Annotated in this window: 17 protein-coding genes; 11 read left to right on the forward strand and 6 right to left on the reverse strand. The window is 63.8% G+C overall.

Features of this window, described 5'->3' with window-relative positions; genetic code table 11:
• Positions 1 to 239: 239 nt before the first annotated feature.
• A complete protein-coding gene (locus QFZ88_RS06895; RefSeq protein WP_051512044.1) occupies positions 240 to 1,283 on the forward strand; it encodes a GGDEF domain-containing protein in 1,044 nt (347 codons plus the stop codon).
• A gap of 49 nt (positions 1,284 to 1,332) precedes the next feature.
• On the opposite strand, the gene QFZ88_RS06900 is transcribed toward QFZ88_RS06895, so the two are convergent.
• Both QFZ88_RS06900 and QFZ88_RS06905 read right to left on the reverse strand, forming a co-directional pair.
• Positions 1,333 to 2,097 (reverse strand): sulfite exporter TauE/SafE family protein, encoded by a 765-nt coding sequence (locus QFZ88_RS06900; protein WP_024925414.1) that lies wholly within the window; start codon positions 2,095 to 2,097, stop codon positions 1,333 to 1,335.
• Positions 2,098 to 2,145: 48 nt separating this feature from the next.
• A complete protein-coding gene (locus tag QFZ88_RS06905; RefSeq protein ID WP_024925415.1) occupies positions 2,146 to 2,592 on the reverse strand; it encodes a hypothetical protein in 447 nt (148 codons plus the stop codon).
• Between the two features lie 215 nt (positions 2,593 to 2,807).
• Between QFZ88_RS06905 and QFZ88_RS06910 the strand changes: the two genes are divergently transcribed.
• On the forward strand, positions 2,808 to 3,398 hold the full coding sequence (locus tag QFZ88_RS06910) for a TetR/AcrR family transcriptional regulator (RefSeq protein ID WP_024925416.1): 591 nt from the start codon (positions 2,808 to 2,810) through the stop codon (positions 3,396 to 3,398).
• An 8-nt stretch (positions 3,399 to 3,406) separates the two neighbouring features.
• On the opposite strand, the gene QFZ88_RS06915 is transcribed toward QFZ88_RS06910, so the two are convergent.
• On the reverse strand, positions 3,407 to 4,240 hold the full coding sequence (locus QFZ88_RS06915; RefSeq protein WP_024925417.1) for an AraC family transcriptional regulator: 834 nt from the start codon (positions 4,238 to 4,240) through the stop codon (positions 3,407 to 3,409).
• A 114-nt stretch (positions 4,241 to 4,354) separates the two neighbouring features.
• On the opposite strand from QFZ88_RS06915, the gene QFZ88_RS06920 reads away from it, so the two are divergent.
• The 9 genes from QFZ88_RS06920 to QFZ88_RS06960 all read left to right on the forward strand — a co-directional run bounded on the left by QFZ88_RS06920 (position 4,355) and on the right by QFZ88_RS06960 (position 12,136).
• Positions 4,355 to 5,581 carry an MFS transporter gene (locus QFZ88_RS06920; RefSeq protein ID WP_024925418.1) on the forward strand — a complete coding sequence of 409 codons (1,227 nt, stop codon included), beginning with the start codon at positions 4,355 to 4,357 and terminating at the stop codon, positions 5,579 to 5,581.
• A 224-nt stretch (positions 5,582 to 5,805) separates the two neighbouring features.
• Positions 5,806 to 6,444: a 50S ribosomal protein L25/general stress protein Ctc gene (locus QFZ88_RS06925; RefSeq protein WP_024925419.1), complete on the forward strand. Its 639-nt coding sequence runs from the start codon at positions 5,806 to 5,808 to the stop codon at positions 6,442 to 6,444.
• A gap of 27 nt (positions 6,445 to 6,471) precedes the next feature.
• A complete protein-coding gene (gene pth, locus QFZ88_RS06930; protein WP_024925420.1) occupies positions 6,472 to 7,215 on the forward strand; it encodes an aminoacyl-tRNA hydrolase in 744 nt (247 codons plus the stop codon).
• An 87-nt stretch (positions 7,216 to 7,302) separates the two neighbouring features.
• Positions 7,303 to 8,406, forward strand: coding sequence for a redox-regulated ATPase YchF (gene ychF / locus QFZ88_RS06935; protein WP_024925421.1), 1,104 nt, complete (start codon positions 7,303 to 7,305; stop codon positions 8,404 to 8,406).
• Between the two features lie 9 nt (positions 8,407 to 8,415).
• Positions 8,416 to 9,213: an APH(3')-II family aminoglycoside O-phosphotransferase gene (locus QFZ88_RS06940; protein WP_024925422.1), complete on the forward strand. Its 798-nt coding sequence runs from the start codon at positions 8,416 to 8,418 to the stop codon at positions 9,211 to 9,213.
• A 160-nt stretch (positions 9,214 to 9,373) separates the two neighbouring features.
• Positions 9,374 to 10,348, forward strand: a complete 975-nt coding sequence (gene corA, locus QFZ88_RS06945) for a magnesium/cobalt transporter CorA (RefSeq protein ID WP_024925423.1) — start codon at positions 9,374 to 9,376, stop codon at positions 10,346 to 10,348.
• Between the two features lie 92 nt (positions 10,349 to 10,440).
• On the forward strand, positions 10,441 to 10,905 hold the full coding sequence (locus QFZ88_RS06950; protein ID WP_024925424.1) for a MaoC family dehydratase: 465 nt from the start codon (positions 10,441 to 10,443) through the stop codon (positions 10,903 to 10,905).
• Complete coding sequence (locus tag QFZ88_RS06955) at positions 10,902 to 11,369, forward strand: MaoC family dehydratase (protein WP_024925425.1); 468 nt, start codon at positions 10,902 to 10,904, stop codon at positions 11,367 to 11,369. The genes QFZ88_RS06950 and QFZ88_RS06955 overlap by 4 nt, the downstream gene beginning before the upstream one ends.
• Positions 11,370 to 11,503: 134 nt before the next feature.
• Entirely contained in the window at positions 11,504 to 12,136 is a 633-nt protein-coding gene (locus tag QFZ88_RS06960) for a LysE family translocator (protein WP_024925426.1), read from the forward strand.
• A gap of 1,155 nt (positions 12,137 to 13,291) precedes the next feature.
• Here the strand turns inward: QFZ88_RS06960 and QFZ88_RS06965 are convergent.
• From QFZ88_RS06965 to QFZ88_RS06975, 3 genes are all read right to left on the reverse strand, one after another.
• Complete coding sequence (locus tag QFZ88_RS06965) at positions 13,292 to 13,837, reverse strand: adenine phosphoribosyltransferase (protein ID WP_024925517.1); 546 nt, start codon at positions 13,835 to 13,837, stop codon at positions 13,292 to 13,294.
• A 108-nt stretch (positions 13,838 to 13,945) separates the two neighbouring features.
• Positions 13,946 to 15,307 carry an MFS transporter gene (locus tag QFZ88_RS06970; RefSeq protein ID WP_024925518.1) on the reverse strand — a complete coding sequence of 454 codons (1,362 nt, stop codon included), beginning with the start codon at positions 15,305 to 15,307 and terminating at the stop codon, positions 13,946 to 13,948.
• A 162-nt stretch (positions 15,308 to 15,469) separates the two neighbouring features.
• Positions 15,470 to 16,162: an acid phosphatase gene (locus tag QFZ88_RS06975; RefSeq protein ID WP_024925519.1), complete on the reverse strand. Its 693-nt coding sequence runs from the start codon at positions 16,160 to 16,162 to the stop codon at positions 15,470 to 15,472.
• Positions 16,163 to 16,260 lie beyond the last annotated feature (98 nt).

Here is a 16,260-nt window from a genome sequence, read left to right on the forward strand (position 1 = left end):
ACGTGAAGTAACGCGCCACAAACCGCGCAATCCCGAATTGCGAAGACCCGCGAGCTTGTATTAGATGTTCCCTAAGTAAGGGGATACTTCTGGATTCGGGCTTCGCATTGCTTACCGGCAATACAAGTAACGTCCCGGGGAGTTTCGAGGGCCTTGTCTCTCGGGCCCTGCTTTGGCTGAGCTCGACGGGCACGCCAGACCCGCCTGAAGTCAGACGCCGCCTGGTGCAGATCACGTTCATGCGCAAGGCCGCTTACGTGATCTCGCTGATCTGCGTCCTTTCGGCGGGCACCGCCGTCATCGCGCTTACAGGGCAGACCTGGGCCTATTTCTGGATGGCGGCCGAGTTTGCCATCTTTGTCGCCCGCATCGGCATCGTCACTGCGGTCGAACGAAAGCCAGATCTCGACCCCGAAAAGGCGATGTATGTGCTCATGCTGGTTGCCATGGCATGGGCCGCCACCTTCGGTATCGGCGCCTATCTCTGCATCATGAGTGGGAACACCACCCTGATCGCGCTGGCCAGCATATTGGCGATGGGCGGTATCGGCACGGTCGCCTCGCGAAACGCGGTGACCCCGCGACAGGCGGTACTTTTGATGTGCCTGGTGGCGCTGCCCTATGTCGTCGCCGCGCTGACCTCGCCCACCGCCGGGATGTTCGTCGTCAGCTTCTTCATGCCCTTCTACACCGCCGCCATGATCGCGATGATGGCTCAGAACTACGACATCACCATACGCATGATCCGCGCCGAATACCTCAATCGCCAGCTCGCGATGACGGATGTGCTGACGGGGCTGCCCAATCGAATGTTTCTCGACGACGAGCTCGACAGGCTGTGCGCGGCGATCGGCCGAGGAGAAAAGGCGAGCGGGTTCAGTCTGCTTTACATCGACCTCGACGGCTTCAAGGCGGTCAACGATATCCGTGGCCACGCCGCCGGCGACTTCCTGTTGAAGGCCGTCACGCAGCGCCTCGCTCGCACGGTTCGGGAAGGCGACAGCGTCTGCCGGCTCGGCGGCGATGAATTCGTGATACTCCTGCCGAGAGCAGGCGCTGTGGAGGCAGCCTCCCTGGCGGATAGGATCATCGGCGCCGTTGCCCGCCCCTTCGATATCGATGTCGGCGAACTCGTGCGCATCGGCACCAGCATCGGCAGCGTCACCGCGCCCGCCGACGGCGACACCCCGGCCTCCTTGATCGGCAATGCCGACATGGCTCTTTATGCCGCCAAGGCAGCAGGCAAGGGAACCCATCGCGCGCATGCCGCAAGCAGTGTGTGATTGTCCTGATCCGGATCAGTCGGGGCCGCACGACAGCAGCCAATCCCGCCTAACGCAGCAGGCCGTCCAGCAGCGGCAGGCTGATCAGCGCCGAAAGTGCGATCAGCCCGAAGCACAGCCGGCGGAAGGTCTGTTCGCTGGCTATGCCGAACATATGCGCGCCGAGCCACAGCCCCAGCCCGTAGGCAGGCGCCGCAATGACAGCGAGCGCGGCGATCGGCGCTGTGATGAGGCCGCCCCAGAGATAGCTGACCGCGGTGATCGCCGAGGAAATCGCAAAATAGAGAATGATGTTGGCCCGAACCGTATTGCCCGCAAAAGCGCCGCCCAGCCAGTAGGCCACGACCGGCGGGCCGCCGACCTGCGCCGCGCCCGAGAAGACGCCGGAGATCGCCCCGACCGCCACGGTGAGCGGAGCTCTCGGACGACCATGGTAACGCCAGCCCGACATCAAAAGGAGAAGAAGCAACACAACGATGGCGATGATCGACCAGCGGATGACGAGCGGGTCGAGATGCGCCAGTGCATAGGTGCCGAGCGGCACGCCGACGAGCGCGCCCAGCGCCATGACGAAGACATTGGTTTTGTCCGCCAGCCGCCACGCGCCGGGAACGAACCCCACCGTCATCACCCCATCCACCACCAGAAGCAGCGGCGCCGCCACCTTGGGGCCGATCACCGCGCTGGCCATCGGGACAAAGATCAGCGCCGCGCCAAAGCCCGAAAAGCCGCGCGCCAGACCGGCGATCAGGGCGATGAGAACGATAGCGAGGATGGCCTGGGTTGAGGTGCCGGCCAAAAGGGAGTGGAGCATTTTGTTATCGAAAGACTGAATTCCCGCTGTTTCTAGCTGGTTCCTGCTCTACCGGACAGAGCCCGGGCCGAAAGCGACAACTATTGCCTCGGCCGCTTGCTTGAATCGGACGCTCAGCCCCTCGGGTTCCCCGCTTTGGCGGCTTGCCTTCGCGCCCTCGCCCATCAGGATCAGCAACTCCGCGGCAGTATCGGGTCGCAAAAGCCCCGCACGCGCGCAAAGTTCAGCCAACCCGTCGCGATAGGTTTTTGGGTCTTTCCCGACCATCCTGTTGATGGAACGGTCGTGCTTGCCCGGTCCAATGACGCTGCCGGCGAATTCGCAGCCATCGCTTCGAACATCCTCAGCCACCTGGTCGATCCAAGTCCCAAGCTGCGCCAGAGGGTCTCCCGGACGCAGGGCATCCAGGTCATCCCAAAGCCAATCGGCATTTTCGATCGGTCGTTGAAGGGATCGCCCAATGACATCGGTGTGTAGCGGAATTTCCAGGGACATGGTCTGACCTCGGATGTTGTCAGTCGAACGTGCGCCTCTCTGGAGGCGGGATGCTTTCCAGCTGCGCCACGGAGCATTTAGGCGTCGACCCCACGCTGGTTTCCCAGGCGTGTTGCCAATTCAGCAAACTCTTGCTGGCCGTCGCGGCTTATCGTAAGAGGAGATGTTCTCCGGTTATATACGGAGATATCCTCCGCATAGCAAGGATTTTTTCAATGGTTCGTCAGAGCGAACCCTCCGCCCCCCGGAAGCCGAGAGCAGATGCCGAGCGCAACCGCATCCGGCTGCTTTCTGTCGCCAAGGTGGTCTTCGCGGAAAAAGGCTCGAATGCCAGCCTCGACGAGATAGCGCGCCGCGCCGGTGTCGGCGCCGGGACCCTCTACCGTCACTTCCCCAACCGCGATGCGCTGGTCGCAGCGATATACCGCAACGAGACCGAGCAACTTGTTGCGGCAGCGGACCGTCTCGTGAAGGAGCACGCGCCTGTCGAGGCACTGCGCTCATGGCTTTTGCTGTTCGTCGACTACATCACCACCAAACACGGAATGCACGAGCTGCTCCAACCTGTGCTCAGCGGAATGTCCGACCTCCAATCGGCATCCGTGACGCAGATGCAGCAAGCAATTTCAGGGCTGATTGAGCGAGCCGTTGAAAGTGGGGACGTTCGCCGAGATCTCGATCCCCGCGACCTGATGTTCGCGCTTGCGGGTGCGGCTAAATTCGGCGCGGGATCCGACGGCCTGCAGGCTGCCAGACGGCTGGTCGACATTCTGATAGCCGGTGTCCGAACGCCCTCGAAATCCTAGATTTCGCCTCACCCCACCTCCCTCGCCCCGCGCAGATACCCTCTCGGCGACGTACCCAGCATGCGCTTGAACATGGTGGTGAAGGCCGGCACGCTGTCATAGCCGAGATCGAGCGCGACGCGGGTGATCGGCTCGCCATCGGCCAGCCTGGGCAGCGCCGCGAACAGCAGCGCCTGCTGGCGCCAGGTCGACAGCGACAGGCCGGTCTGGCGGTGGAAGACGCGGGTGAAGGTACGCCGGCTCATACCCACCGTCTCCGCCCAGTCGTCGATCGTCGCATGAGGCGATGGCTCGGCGACGAAGCGACGGCAAAGCGTGGCGATGCGGGCGTCGGCCGGAAAAGGCAGGCCGAGCGGCCGCTCCGGCATGGTCGGGATCTCGTGCAAGAGCAGCGCCATCAAAAGCGCCGCCCGTTCGCTGGGAGGCTGTTCAGTCGGCAGGGTGACGGCCTCGATGATCAGACTGCGCATCAGGTCGCTGACGCCCACCACGCGCAGCCGTGTCGGCAGGCCCTCGACGGCATTGGGCGCGACATAGATCGACCGCATCGAGACATTGCCCAACATGTCCACCGCGTGCTCGATGCCGGCCGGGATCCACATGGCGTGGTCGGGCGGCACCATCCAGCGCCCATATTGGGTTTTCACCAGAACCACGCCGGCCAGGGCATGCAGCAACTGGCTGCGGTTGTGGTGATGGTCCGGCACCGTATAGCCGTCGGGATATTCCGACGGCAGCGCCACGATGAGGTCGCGCACGCGCTCCAGCCACTCCAGACGTTCCCTGTGCAGCTTGTAGAGTTGCTCGACCGGCGCTTCCCGGTAGGAGACGCTCATTGGCATGGCATTGGCCCACTTGCGTAATAAATGGACCAAACCACGAAAGAAGTAGGGTGACAACGGGATTATAAGCTCCCGCGCGGCAGCCTGCCGCAGACATACCCAAGGAGCATGATCTTGACCGATACCGCAGCGACGGCCGGTCGCGCGACCGCAGCGACCACCACAGCCTTCACCGTCATCCTGGCAGTGAGCTTTGGCCATTTCATCAACGACATCATGCAGTCGCTGCTTTCGGCCATTTATCCGCTTCTTAAGGACAATTATCGCCTCGATTTCTGGCAGATCGGCCTTTTGACCTTCACCTTCCAGGTCACCGCCTCGCTGTTGCAGCCGGTGGTCGGCATGGTCACCGACAAGCGGCCGATGCCCTTTTCCCTGCCCTGGGGCATGGCCTCGTCGCTGGTCGGGCTGATCGTGCTCGCCTATGCCGGCCATTATTGGCTGCTTCTGATCGGCGCCTCGCTGATCGGCATCGGCTCGTCGATCTTTCACCCGGAATCGTCGCGCATCGCCAGGCTGGCGTCTGGCGGCAAGCACGGCCTTGCCCAGTCGCTGTTCCAGGTCGGCGGCAATGCCGGCCAGGCGATGGGCCCGCTGCTGGCGGCCTTCATCGTCGTGCCCTTCGGCCAGACCAGCATCTCCTGGTTCGCCATCGGCTCGCTGATCGGCATCATCGTGCTTTGGCAGGTCGGCAACTGGTACATCCGGTTCCGCAAGGCGAGCGGCAATCGCCCGGCAGCCACCCATGTGTCGCCCTTCCCGCGCAACCGCGTCGCCTGGGCGCTGGTCATCCTCACCGTGCTGGTGCTGTCGAAGAACGCCTATATCGCCAGCCTGTCGAGCTACTACACCTTCTACACCATCCATAAGTTCGGCGTTTCGGTGCAGATGTCCCAGGTGCTTCTGTTCGCCTTCCTCGGCGCCTCCGCGCTCGGCATCCTGCTCGGCGGGCCATTCGGCGACCGCTACGGCCAGAAGGCGATGATCTGGTTCTCCATCGTCGGCGTCTTGCCGTTCACGCTGATCCTGCCTTATGCCAATCTGGAATGGACGGTGATCCTCACCATCCTGATCGGTCTCATCCTGTCCTCGGCCTTCTCCAACATCGTGGTGTTCGCGCAGGAATTGGTGCCGGGCCGCGTCGGCATGATCGCCGGCATCTTCTTCGGCTTCGCCTTCGGCATGGGCGGCATCGCCGCTGCTATCCTCGGCGTGGTCGCGGATGCCAAGGGCATCGACTTCGTCTACCAGATCTGCTCGTACCTGCCCTTGCTCGGCCTGCTCACCATCTTCCTGCCCAACATGAAGGAAGCCAAGGGCAAGGCCGCCAAGGCGGCATAGTCCGGCAAAGGCGGCCACGCTTGCGCGTTTGGCCGCCTTCCGCTATAGAGCCGCCACCCGCGTAGACACCCTTGGAGGCAACGCGGCTGAGGGCCGCCAGGCTCGCAAGACCCCAAAAAGCACTTTCCGGTTTTTGTGGTCGCGCACGGATGGCGGCTTTCGACATTTTCGGAGACCGGCACGCCGGGCACCGGAGATGCTCCAGCAACGCGAAAGGAAATGCCATGAGCCACGACACTTACGAGCTCAAGGCCGAGGCGCGCGAACAGGTCGGTAAGGGGTCCGCCCGTGAAGTTCGCCGCAACGGTAAAGTGCCTGCAGTTATTTACGGCGACAAGCAGCCTCCCCTGGCGATCGCCCTGTCCTACAAGGACATCTTCTACAAGATCCATGGCGGTGGTTTCCTGACCACGGTCGCCACGATCGATGTCGACGGCAAGAAGATCCAGGTCCTGCCGAAGGACTATCAGCTTGATCCGGTCAAGGACTTCCCGATGCATGTCGACTTCCTGCGCATCGGCAAGGACACCGAGGTCAATGTCGACGTTCCGGTGCACTTCATCAACGAAGAAAAGTCGCCCGGCATCAAGCGCGGCGGTGTCTTGAACATCGTGCGCCACGAAGTCGAGTTCCACTGCCCGGCCAATGCGATCCCGGAATTCATCACCGTGGATCTCTCCGGTGCAGACATCGGCGATTCCATCCACATCTCGTCGGTCAAGCTGCCGAAGGGCGTGAAGCCGGTCATTTCCGACCGCGACTTCACCATCGCCACCATCGCCGGTTCGGCCGCGATGAAGCCGGAGACCGAGGAAGCGGAAGCCGCTGCCCCGGTCGCTGAGGCCGCAGCCGAAGAGAAGTAAGTTTCGCCGCCCGGGAGCGCCGCAACCATGCTTGTGTTTGCAGGTCTCGGCAATCCGGGCGCGAAATATGCCAACAACCGGCACAATGTCGGTTTCATGGCGGCGGACGCTATCGCCCGCCGCCATTCCTTTTCGCCCTGGTCGAGAAAATTCCAGGCCGAGATCGCCGAAGGCAGGATCGGCGGCGAGAAAATACTTCTCATCAAGCCGCAGACTTTCATGAACCTGTCCGGCCAGGCGGTTGGCGAGGCGCTGCACTTCTACAAGCTCGAACCTTCGGCCGTCACCGTCTTCTACGACGAGATCGAACTCCCGGCCGGCAAGGTGCGTGTCAAGACAGGCGGCGGTTCCGCCGGCCACAACGGCATCCGCTCGCTCGACCAGCATATCGGCAAGGATTACCGGCGCGTGCGCATCGGTGTCGGCCATCCCGGTGCCAAGGAAATGGTGCACGGCCATGTGCTGGGCGACTTTTCCAAATCCGACCAGGAATGGCTGGACGTGCTGCTCCAGGCCATGGCCGACAGCGCCGAGCAGATCGCCAAGGGCGACGACAACTCCTTCATGAACCGCGTGACGCTGGCCCTGCGCGATAAGCTGCAGCCGACCGGACCGAACGACACGCCGCCGCCAAAGCCGCCGAAAGAGCCGGCCTCGCCCAAGGCGCAGAGCCATATCCGCCAGGCCAGGCCGCAGCAGCCTGCCGCGAAGCTTCCCGAAAGCGGGCCGATGGCGGCGATGCTGAAGAAGCTGTTTGGCAACAAGGACTGAGCCGCATAGGCCGAAAGGCTTGACGATCATCGACCCTTTCGCCCATAGCCTGAGCAAATTCTTAGTTCCCGATAGGACCACATCATCATGGGTTTCAAATGCGGCATCGTTGGGCTGCCCAACGTCGGCAAGTCCACGCTGTTCAACGCGCTGACGCGCACCGCGGCCGCGCAGGCGGCGAACTATCCCTTCTGCACCATCGAGCCGAATACCGGCGAAGTGGCGGTGCCGGATCAACGCCTGCGGAAGATCGCCGACGTTGCCAAGTCGAAGGAAATCATCCCGACGCGCATCTCCTTCGTCGACATCGCCGGCCTGGTGCGCGGCGCCTCGAAGGGCGAAGGACTGGGCAACCAGTTCCTCGCCAACATCCGCGAGGTCGATGCCGTCGTGCATGTGCTGCGCTGCTTCGAGGATGACGACATCACCCATGTCGAGGGCAAGATCGACCCGGTAGCCGACGCCGACACGGTCGAGACCGAACTGATGCTCGCCGACCTTGAAAGCCTGGAGCGCCGGATCGTGCAGATCCGCAAGCGCGCCGGCGGCAAGGACAAGGAAGCAAGCACCGTCCTGCCGATGATGGAAGAGGCGCTGAAGCTGCTGCAGGACGGCAAGCCGGCGCGCGTGCTGCTGAAAGGCATCGCGCCCGAGGATCTCGCTATCCTGAAGGGGCTGAACCTGCTCACCTCGCATCCGGTGCTCTATGTCTGCAACGTCGCCGAGGGCGATGCCGCGACCGGCAACGAACACACGCGCGCCGTCGAGAAGATGGCCGAAGCGCAGGGCGCCGGCACCGTGGTGATCTCCGCCGCCATCGAGGCCGAGGTGGCGCAGCTTCCCGATGCCGAGGAGCTCGAATTCCTCGCTTCCATGGGGCTGGAGGAACCTGGCCTCGATAAGCTGATCCGCGCCGGCTACGACCTCCTGCACCTGATCACCTATTTCACCGCGGGCCCGAAGGAAACCCGCGCCTGGACGATCGAGCGCGGCACCAAGGCGCCCGGCGCGGCCGGCGTCATCCACACCGACTTCGAGCGCGGCTTCATCCGTGCCCAGACCATCGCCTACAACGACTTCATCACCCTGGGTGGCGAAGTGGCGGCCAAGGAGGCCGGCAAGGCGCGTGACGAAGGCAAGGAATATGTCGTCCAGGACGGCGACGTGATGCTGTTCAAGTTCAACACCTGATCCGGATCGATGACGGCGCACGCCAGCCCTGAACTTGACCTTCCACCGGCTATCCGCGCGATGATCGCGGGCTATGCCTGGGACCGAGACACGCTTGGCCATTCGGATGCCGGCGTGTTCAGGCTGGAGGCGACTGACCGGCCCCGATTGTTCCTGAAAGTCGAGGAAAGTGGGGGCCATGCCGAACTGCCCGCCGAGGTGGAGCGCCTGCGCTGGCTTGCCGGTCAGGGCGTTGCCTGTCCCGAGGTGCTGGCTTTCGAAACCCATGCCGGCCGCGACTGGCTGCTGATGAGTGCCATGCCTGGGCGGGATCTGGTTTCGGCTGGCCCGCTGTCCGCCGAAAAGGCCATCGCCGTGATGGCCGGGGCGCTGCGTAACCTGCATGCGCTGGATATCCGTTCCTGCCCCTTCGACCACCGGCTCGAACACCGCATCGCCGACGCCAGGGCGCATCTGGAGGCCGGTCTCGTCGACGAGGAGGATTTCGACGACGAGCGCATGGGGCGCACGGCGGACGATGTTTTCGGCGATGTCATCGCCTTGCGACCCTCCAGCGAAGACCTCGTCGTCACCCATGGCGACGCCTGCCTGCCGAATTTCATGGTCGACGGCGACCGTTTCTCGGGCTTCATCGACTGCGGCCGCCTCGGTGTCGCCGACCGCTGCCAGGACCTTGCGCTCGCCTGCTGGAGCATCCACCATAATCTCGGCCCGCAATGGGTCGACCCCTTCCTTGCCCACTACGGTGCGCCGGACATCGATAGCGGCAAGCTCGCCTACTACCGCCTGCTCGACGAATTTTTCTGATCGCAGGCGCGTCTTTACGACCGTGACTGCAGCAGCCGCGGCGTCCGGTGGCCGTTGCGGCTTGACGCGGCCAGCCGCCGGGTCTATCGCGCCCTTGCGCCGACCAGCTTTCCCGGCCCGGCGTCCCCTCGAAACAGCCCTCGGCATGGGAGACCACGCGATGATCAAGGCCTTCGTCGTGGACAATGATCGGCTGCGCGTTGCCGACTACCTCGAAGAACAGCGCGACAGCATCGTCTGGGTCGACCTTTTCAATCCCACCAAGGAAGAAGAGACGGCCGTCGAGACGGTGTTCGGCATCGCCGTGCCGACCCGCGAGGAGATGGAGGAGATCGAGGTTTCCTCGCGCCTCTATGTCGAGGACGGCGGATATTTCATGACCGCCAACCTTCCCTCGCAGACCGAAGCCGACAAACCGGAAATGTCGCCGGTCACCTTTGCCCTCGCCAACAAGCGCCTCGTCACCGTGCGCTATCATGAGCCGCGCGCCTTCAAGACCTTCCCGCTGCGCGCCGAAAAGGTGGCGACCGGTTGCACCAGCGCCGACACCATCCTGGTCGGCCTGCTCGAGGCGATCGTCGACCGGCTGGCCGATATCCTCGAAAAGATCGGCCGCGACATCGAGACGATCTCGCATGACATCTTCGAGGCGACCGCCACCAGCGCCTCGCGCCGCAACCGCGACTTCCAGGAGCTCCTGAAGAGCATCGGCCGCAAGGAAGACCTTGCCTCCAGCGTACGCGACAGCCTGATCTCGCTACAGCGGCTGGCCGGTTTCCTGACCCATGCCGCCACGCAGACCAAGATGGGCAAGGACAGCCGCGCCCGCATCAAGACGCTTTCGCGCGACGTCGTTTCGCTGGCCGACCATTCCGCCTTCCTGTCGCAGAAGATCGGCTTCCTGCTCGACGCCACGCTCGGCATGATCTCGATCGAACAGAACGCCATCATCAAGATCTTCTCGGTGGCCGCCGTCATCTTCCTGCCGCCGACGCTGGTGGCATCGATCTACGGCATGAATTTCGAGGCGATGCCGGAATTGAAATGGCAGGTCGGCTACCCGCTTGCCATCGGCCTGATGATCGTGTCGGCGGTGCTGCCCTACTGGTACTTCCGCCGGCGCGGTTGGCTTTGAACGGGCAAACCGCTGCGCCAAGCCCGGCCAAGCCTTGCGGGACGGGACGGCAGCGTTCAAAGTAATAGTACAAGCTTGAACGGGATTGCGCGATGACCGGCAAGAAATGGGCCTACGAGGATTTCGCCGAAGGCGCGGCGATCGATCTCGGACCCAAACATGTGACGGCGGCCGAAATCATCGAATTCGCCTCCGAGTTCGACTTCCAGCCGATGCATCTCGACGAGGAAGCCGGCAAGGCCGGCCTGCTCGGCGGCCTCTCCGCCTCTGGCTGGCACACATGCGCGATGTTCATGCGCATGATCTGCGACGCCTTCATTCTCGACTCCACCTCGCAAGGCGCGCCCGGCGTCGACCATGTCAAATGGAAGAAGCCGGTGCTCGCCGGCGACACGCTGACTGGCAAAATCACCATCCTTGCCAAGCGGCTGTCCAAATCCAAACCCCGGCTCGGCTTCGTCACCATGCGCGCCGAACTGTTCAACCAGCGCGGCGAGACCGTGTTCGAACTGGAGAACACCGGCATGTTCCTGACACGCGCGGGAGCCGACGCATGAGCCTCGACGACTATCTCGGCATCGGCACCACCGTCACCCTCGGCTCGCACCGCTTCGAGCCCGAGGAGATCAAGGCCTTCGCCCGCAAATACGACCCGCAGATCTTCCATGTCGACGAGGAAGCCGCCAAGCACAGCCTGCTCGGTGGTCTGTGCGCGTCAGGCTGGCACACCGCCGCCACCTGGATGAAGTACAACCTGACAACGCCGAGACCAACCGGCGCGGTCTGGAAAGGCCCCGGCGCGGAGCCGGAATTCGGTCCCTCCCCCGGCTTCCGCAATCTGAAATGGCTGAAACCGGTCTTCGCCGGCGAGACCGTCACCTTCACCCGCACCGGCGTCGCCCATCGCCCGCTCGCCTCGCGGCCGGGCTGGCGGCTGCTGACAATCCTGTGCGAGGCCTTCGATTCCACCGGCGACAAGGTGATCGAGTTCGAAAGCTCGGTGCTGGTGAAGGCCGAATAGGCACTTTGAACCCGGCCCGCCGTCGCCTCCTGACACCAAGTTGTCAGGAGCACTACGCTATCTGATCGGCCATTGAAGAGGACGAAGGAGCGTCGTTGGGGCGCATCCATCTCGTCCCGCGGGGGATGTCGCCGATGGATGCCAGCGCCTTGTGGCTCTATTTCGTTCTGCTCGTCGGCATCATCGTCGTGCCCGGCATGGATATGCTTTTCGTGCTGGCCAATGCGCTCAGCGGCGGGCGTCAGGCAGGCATCGCGGCAACGGTCGGCATCATGCTCGGCGGCATCTGCCACACCATCTTCGGCACTGTCTTCGTCACCGGTCTGTCGACCCTGCTGCCGGTCGTCGCCCCCGTCATGATGGTGGCCGGCTCGCTCTACATGATGTGGATCGGCTACACGCTTGCCCGCAGCGCGATTTCCGTCGACACGGTCGAGGCGGCGGCGGCACGCCCGCTCGGCACGATCCTGGCGCAGGGCATGCTCACCTGCGTGCTCAACCCCAAGGCCTGGCTGTTTGTGCTCGCCGTCTACCCGCAATTCATGAAACCGATCTACGGCCCGATCTGGCTGCAGGCTCTGATCATGGGGACGATGACCGTCACCGTGCAGATGGCCGTCTATGGCGGCCTGGCACTGGCGGCGCTGCGCGGTCGCGATGCGCTGACCGACAACCACGCCGCCACCATCTGGATGGGACGCGGCGCCGGCCTGCTTCTGATGGCGGTCGCCGCCTTCACTCTGTTTCGGGCTGTCAGGGGGATGTGACGAGAGGGATATGACGGAGCGGCATCCCACGCCTTCGTCATTCCGGGCCAGCGAGGCGAAGCCGAGCGCCGACCCGGAACCCATTGAGCAGCACGGCCGGGACCTGGGTTCGCGTGGGCGGCGGTGAAAGATGCGGCGCCGGTTCGGCTGCGTGAACGGTTCAGGACGAGGACCGGGCCGTGCCAGACGATGAAGCGGCCAATGGGTTCCGGCTCTCGCTGCGCTCGGCCGGAATGACGGCGGCGCAGTCGCGTCGACGCGATGACGCGTTGATACACTTCTTCATCGCCACGCCCTGCTTTTCGCAGTCTGGCCATTGTCAAAAAACACTCCCCTTGAGGGAGGTGGGAAGCGGGGCGCCGGGTCGGTGCCTCTTAGCAAACAGTACGTGGCGCCTTCCGGGCGCCCCGCCAGTGTTCTTGCCCCGGACCGACCTCGCCGTCCTTCGCGACGGCAGACTTCGGGCCTCGAAGCCGCCATTCGCGGCGGCCGGGTTTTTCCAGGGCCCGGACTTAGGGCTCGTCACCAGACAGCGCCACCGTTAGCGCTGCCAGTCCGGCACCGGCGCCCTCCCTGATACCCGGTGCGCACCAGGTTCCCGTGAGGGCGATGCGCCGATTGTCGACTGAAGGCGAGCGGCGTGAACAAATCCGCGCACGATTTTTCGCGTGGTTTTCGGCAAGGGATTGAACGGACAAGGTTCTTTCTTTCGACCTGCGTCTTCCTCCACGCATCCAATCCACATCCCGCACCGTGCCGACGCGTCAGTGTTCCGGCATGGATTCCCGACACGCTTCGCTCGTTCCTCGCTCACGCGGTCGGGAATGACGGATGTCCTCGAGCGCTTTCGCCAATCGCGCGGTTCTGATCGCAACGGTTTTGACGGCCACTGTCGTTCGCACCGACGGGTTTAGGGGACCGCCGTTGTTCGCGCAGACGGTTTTAGGGATCGCTGCCGTTCGCAACGACATTGATGCGAGGCTGGGCATGGACAATTGGCGAGACCGCCCATGCAACTCGTCATTCCCGGCCGCGTGAGCGACCGCAGGGAGCGGTGCGTGTCAGGAATCCATGCCGGAACGCTGACGCGCCGGTGCGGTGCAGGACGTGGATTGGACGCGCGGCCCGAGGCCAACGGAATTGGAAAGGAACCCTTCAGTGGCCGTCGAAGGCCATCAGGGTACGCACCGGCACATTGAGCGCCTCGAGCTTCTTGCGGCCGCCGAGGTCCGGCAGATCGATGACGAAACAGGCGGCGATGATATCGGCGCCGATCTGGCGCAGCAGCTTGACCGCCGCCTCCGCCGTGCCGCCGGTGGCGATCAGGTCGTCGATCAGGATGACCTTTTCGCCCGGCGCCACGCCGTCCTTGTGCATCTCCATCTCGTCCAGCCCGTATTCCAGGCTGTAGGCGACGCGCACGGTTTCGTGCGGCAGCTTGCCCTTCTTGCGGATCGGCACGAAGCCGGCCGACAACTGGTGGGCGACGGCGCCGCCGAGGATGAAGCCGCGCGCCTCGATGCCGGCGATCTTGTCGACCTTGCGGCCGGCATAGGGATGCACCAGCTCGTCGATGGCGCGCCGGAAGGCCTGGGCATTGCCGAGAAGCGTGGTGATGTCACGAAACAGGATGCCGGGCTTCGGATAGTCCGGAATGGTGCGGATCGAGGCCAGCAGCGTGTCGGTCGAAGAAGATGTCATCGGGAATCCATGTCGTGCCGCCCCATCGATAGAGACTGGCGCGGGCAAAGGAAAGTGCGAAGCCGGCATGGCCTCGCATTTTCGGCCGCGACCCGTGGCCTGCCCCGCTCAGGCCAGGGTGTCGGGCTCGGTGGCGCGCGGATCGTCCGGCTCCGGTGCCGCCTTCAGCGCCACCGCGACGAGGCCCGCAGCGACCATGAAGGCGCCGACCAGCCACAGTCCGGCCTTCGGGTTTCCGGTCAGGTCGGTCAGCCAGCCGGTCACATAAGGGCCGACAAAGCCGGCGAGATTGCCGAGCGAGTTGATGAGGGCGATGCCACCCGCCGCCGCAGCACCTGTGAGGAACATGGTGGGCAGCGCCCAGAAGGTGGGCAGCGCCGCGCAGATGCCCATGGCGCAGATCGTCACCGCGATCATCGTGGTGAAGGGTGACTGCATGTAGAGCGCGACGGGAATGGCGAGCCCGCCGACAATGGCCGGGATCGCCACATGCCAGACACGTTCGCGGGTGCTGTCGCCGTGGCGCGCCCACAGATACATGGTGACGGCGCCGAACAGGTAGGGGACGGCGACGATGAAGCCCTGCTCGACCAACGAGTAGTGCGTGTTGAAGGTCTGCTGGAAGCCAGCGATGATCGTGGGCAGGAAGAAGCCGACCGCATAGAGCCCGTAGACGATGCCGAAATAGACGAAGGCCAGCGCCAGCATGCGCGGCTGCGTCAGCGCCTTGACCAGCGGATAGTGATAGCGCTGCGCGGTCTGGACACGTTCGGTATCCATCTCGTTTTGCAGCCAGGTGCGCTCGTCGGCGTCGAGCCAGGCCGCGTCCTGCGGCCGGTCGGTCAGGTAGAACCAGCACATCACGCCGAGCAGCACCGCCGGCAGGCCCTCGACCAGGAACATGAAGCGCCAGCCGTCGAGCCCGAACAACACGCCATGGCCGGTGGCGATCAGCCAGGCCGACAGCGGCGAACCGAATACCGACGACAGCGGTATCGCCACCATGAACAATGCCACCGCCCGCGCGCGTTCACGCTTGGGGAACCACAGCGTCAGGTAGAGGATGATGCCTGGGAAGAAGCCCGCCTCGGCGATGCCGAGCACGAAGCGCAGCGCATACATGGTGAGCCCGTTGGGCACGAACGCCATCGCAGAGGCGACGATGCCCCAGCTGACCATGATACGCGCGATCCAGCGGCGCGCGCCGACCTTGTGCAGCATCAGATTGCTGGGCACTTCGAGCAGCAGATAGCCGATGAAGAAGATGCCCGAGGCGAGCCCGAAGGCCGCCTTGTCGAAGCCCAGCGCATCGTTCATGCCGTGGGGTGCCGCGAAACCGATATTGGTGCGGTCGAGATAATTGACGAAATAGAGCAGGCCCAGGAAGGGCAAAAGCCGCCAGGCGACTTTTTGAATGACACGCTCGCGGATGTTGGGGGCAACGGAAGTCGAGTGAGATGAACCGACCACGGCTTTTCTCTCCGATTCGACGCCCTCCCCCGTTGGCTACGTAAACATGCGCGCGTCAGGGTGTCCATTGGCATGCGCCAGGCTGAAACAACAAAAAGGGCGCCACCTGGGCGCCCTTTCCTGACGGTTGTGGTATCGAAGACTGGCCCGGAGGCAGGCTTCCTACATGCCGAGATCGGCGCGCAGTTCCGCCTTGGCCGCATTGTATTCGGCCTCGAATTCGGCGTTGTGCTGCAGGTTGGAGGCGATCACCGCGCCGGAGATGCGGCCCATTTCGATGTCGGACGGATAATGGATGCCGGCAACGACGCGGTTGTTACCGTATTCCCAGGCGCGCGCCATGATCTCAGGCCGCTTTTCGGGAACCATGTTGGACAGGATGATGCCCATCATGGTGCCAACCGTGGTGTGACCCGACGGCCAGGAGCCCGAGGTGGACGGCTTGACGATGGGCTTGACCATGTCGCTCAGCATATGCGGGCGGGGACGCTTCCAGGTGTCCTTGGCGGGATCGACGACCGCGCCTTCGGTGGCCGCGACGCGTTCGAAGAAGGCGTCGAGCTTGGGCAGCGTCTCCTTGGTGAACTTCGGACCCATGACGTCGGCGAAGCGCCAGACGTTCTCTTCGGCGTCGGCCTTGGCGCGTGCTTCCATTTCGGGCGTGCGGGTGAGCTGCATCGTCAGCACCTCGGCGATTTCGGCCTTGGTCTTGGCCGAATCATTGGCCGGCGGCGACGGCAGGATCGCGGTCAGATCGACATCGGTATTGGTGAGGAAGGGCTTGGCCTCTTCGGCCTGGCCGGTGGCGGTCAGGACGATGAGGAAGAGGCCGGCAAGCAGGCTGGTTTTGCGCATGGGAGACATCCTTTGCGAGGGAGACGGCGGAGCTTCTTCCGGCTCGGTGACAGCCATGTGACGCCACCCGCAAATGCAAAGGGCCGGCCTGAACGAAC

The sequence above is a fragment of the Mesorhizobium sp. YL-MeA3-2017 genome (assembly GCF_030814575.1).
Classification (GTDB): Bacteria; Pseudomonadota; Alphaproteobacteria; order Rhizobiales; family Rhizobiaceae; genus Mesorhizobium; species Mesorhizobium terrae.

Bases quoted from the DNA above. Each gene is read 5' to 3' on its own strand.
- QFZ88_RS06895 (WP_051512044.1), top strand. From the start codon at position 240: ATGCGCAAGGCCGCTTACGTGATCTCGCTGATCTGCGTCCTTTCGGCG.
- QFZ88_RS06900 (WP_024925414.1), bottom strand. From the start codon at position 2,097: ATGCTCCACTCCCTTTTGGCCGGCACCTCAACCCAGGCCATCCTCGCT.
- QFZ88_RS06905 (WP_024925415.1), bottom strand. From the start codon at position 2,592: ATGTCCCTGGAAATTCCGCTACACACCGATGTCATTGGGCGATCCCTT.
- QFZ88_RS06910 (WP_024925416.1), top strand. From the start codon at position 2,808: ATGGTTCGTCAGAGCGAACCCTCCGCCCCCCGGAAGCCGAGAGCAGAT.
- QFZ88_RS06915 (WP_024925417.1), bottom strand. From the start codon at position 4,240: ATGCCAATGAGCGTCTCCTACCGGGAAGCGCCGGTCGAGCAACTCTAC.
- QFZ88_RS06925 (WP_024925419.1), top strand. From the start codon at position 5,806: ATGAGCCACGACACTTACGAGCTCAAGGCCGAGGCGCGCGAACAGGTC.
- pth (WP_024925420.1), top strand. From the start codon at position 6,472: ATGCTTGTGTTTGCAGGTCTCGGCAATCCGGGCGCGAAATATGCCAAC.
- ychF (WP_024925421.1), top strand. From the start codon at position 7,303: ATGGGTTTCAAATGCGGCATCGTTGGGCTGCCCAACGTCGGCAAGTCC.
- QFZ88_RS06940 (WP_024925422.1), top strand. From the start codon at position 8,416: ATGACGGCGCACGCCAGCCCTGAACTTGACCTTCCACCGGCTATCCGC.
- corA (WP_024925423.1), top strand. From the start codon at position 9,374: ATGATCAAGGCCTTCGTCGTGGACAATGATCGGCTGCGCGTTGCCGAC.
- QFZ88_RS06950 (WP_024925424.1), top strand. From the start codon at position 10,441: ATGACCGGCAAGAAATGGGCCTACGAGGATTTCGCCGAAGGCGCGGCG.
- QFZ88_RS06955 (WP_024925425.1), top strand. From the start codon at position 10,902: ATGAGCCTCGACGACTATCTCGGCATCGGCACCACCGTCACCCTCGGC.
- QFZ88_RS06960 (WP_024925426.1), top strand. From the start codon at position 11,504: ATGGATGCCAGCGCCTTGTGGCTCTATTTCGTTCTGCTCGTCGGCATC.
- QFZ88_RS06965 (WP_024925517.1), bottom strand. From the start codon at position 13,837: ATGACATCTTCTTCGACCGACACGCTGCTGGCCTCGATCCGCACCATT.
- QFZ88_RS06975 (WP_024925519.1), bottom strand. From the start codon at position 16,162: ATGCGCAAAACCAGCCTGCTTGCCGGCCTCTTCCTCATCGTCCTGACC.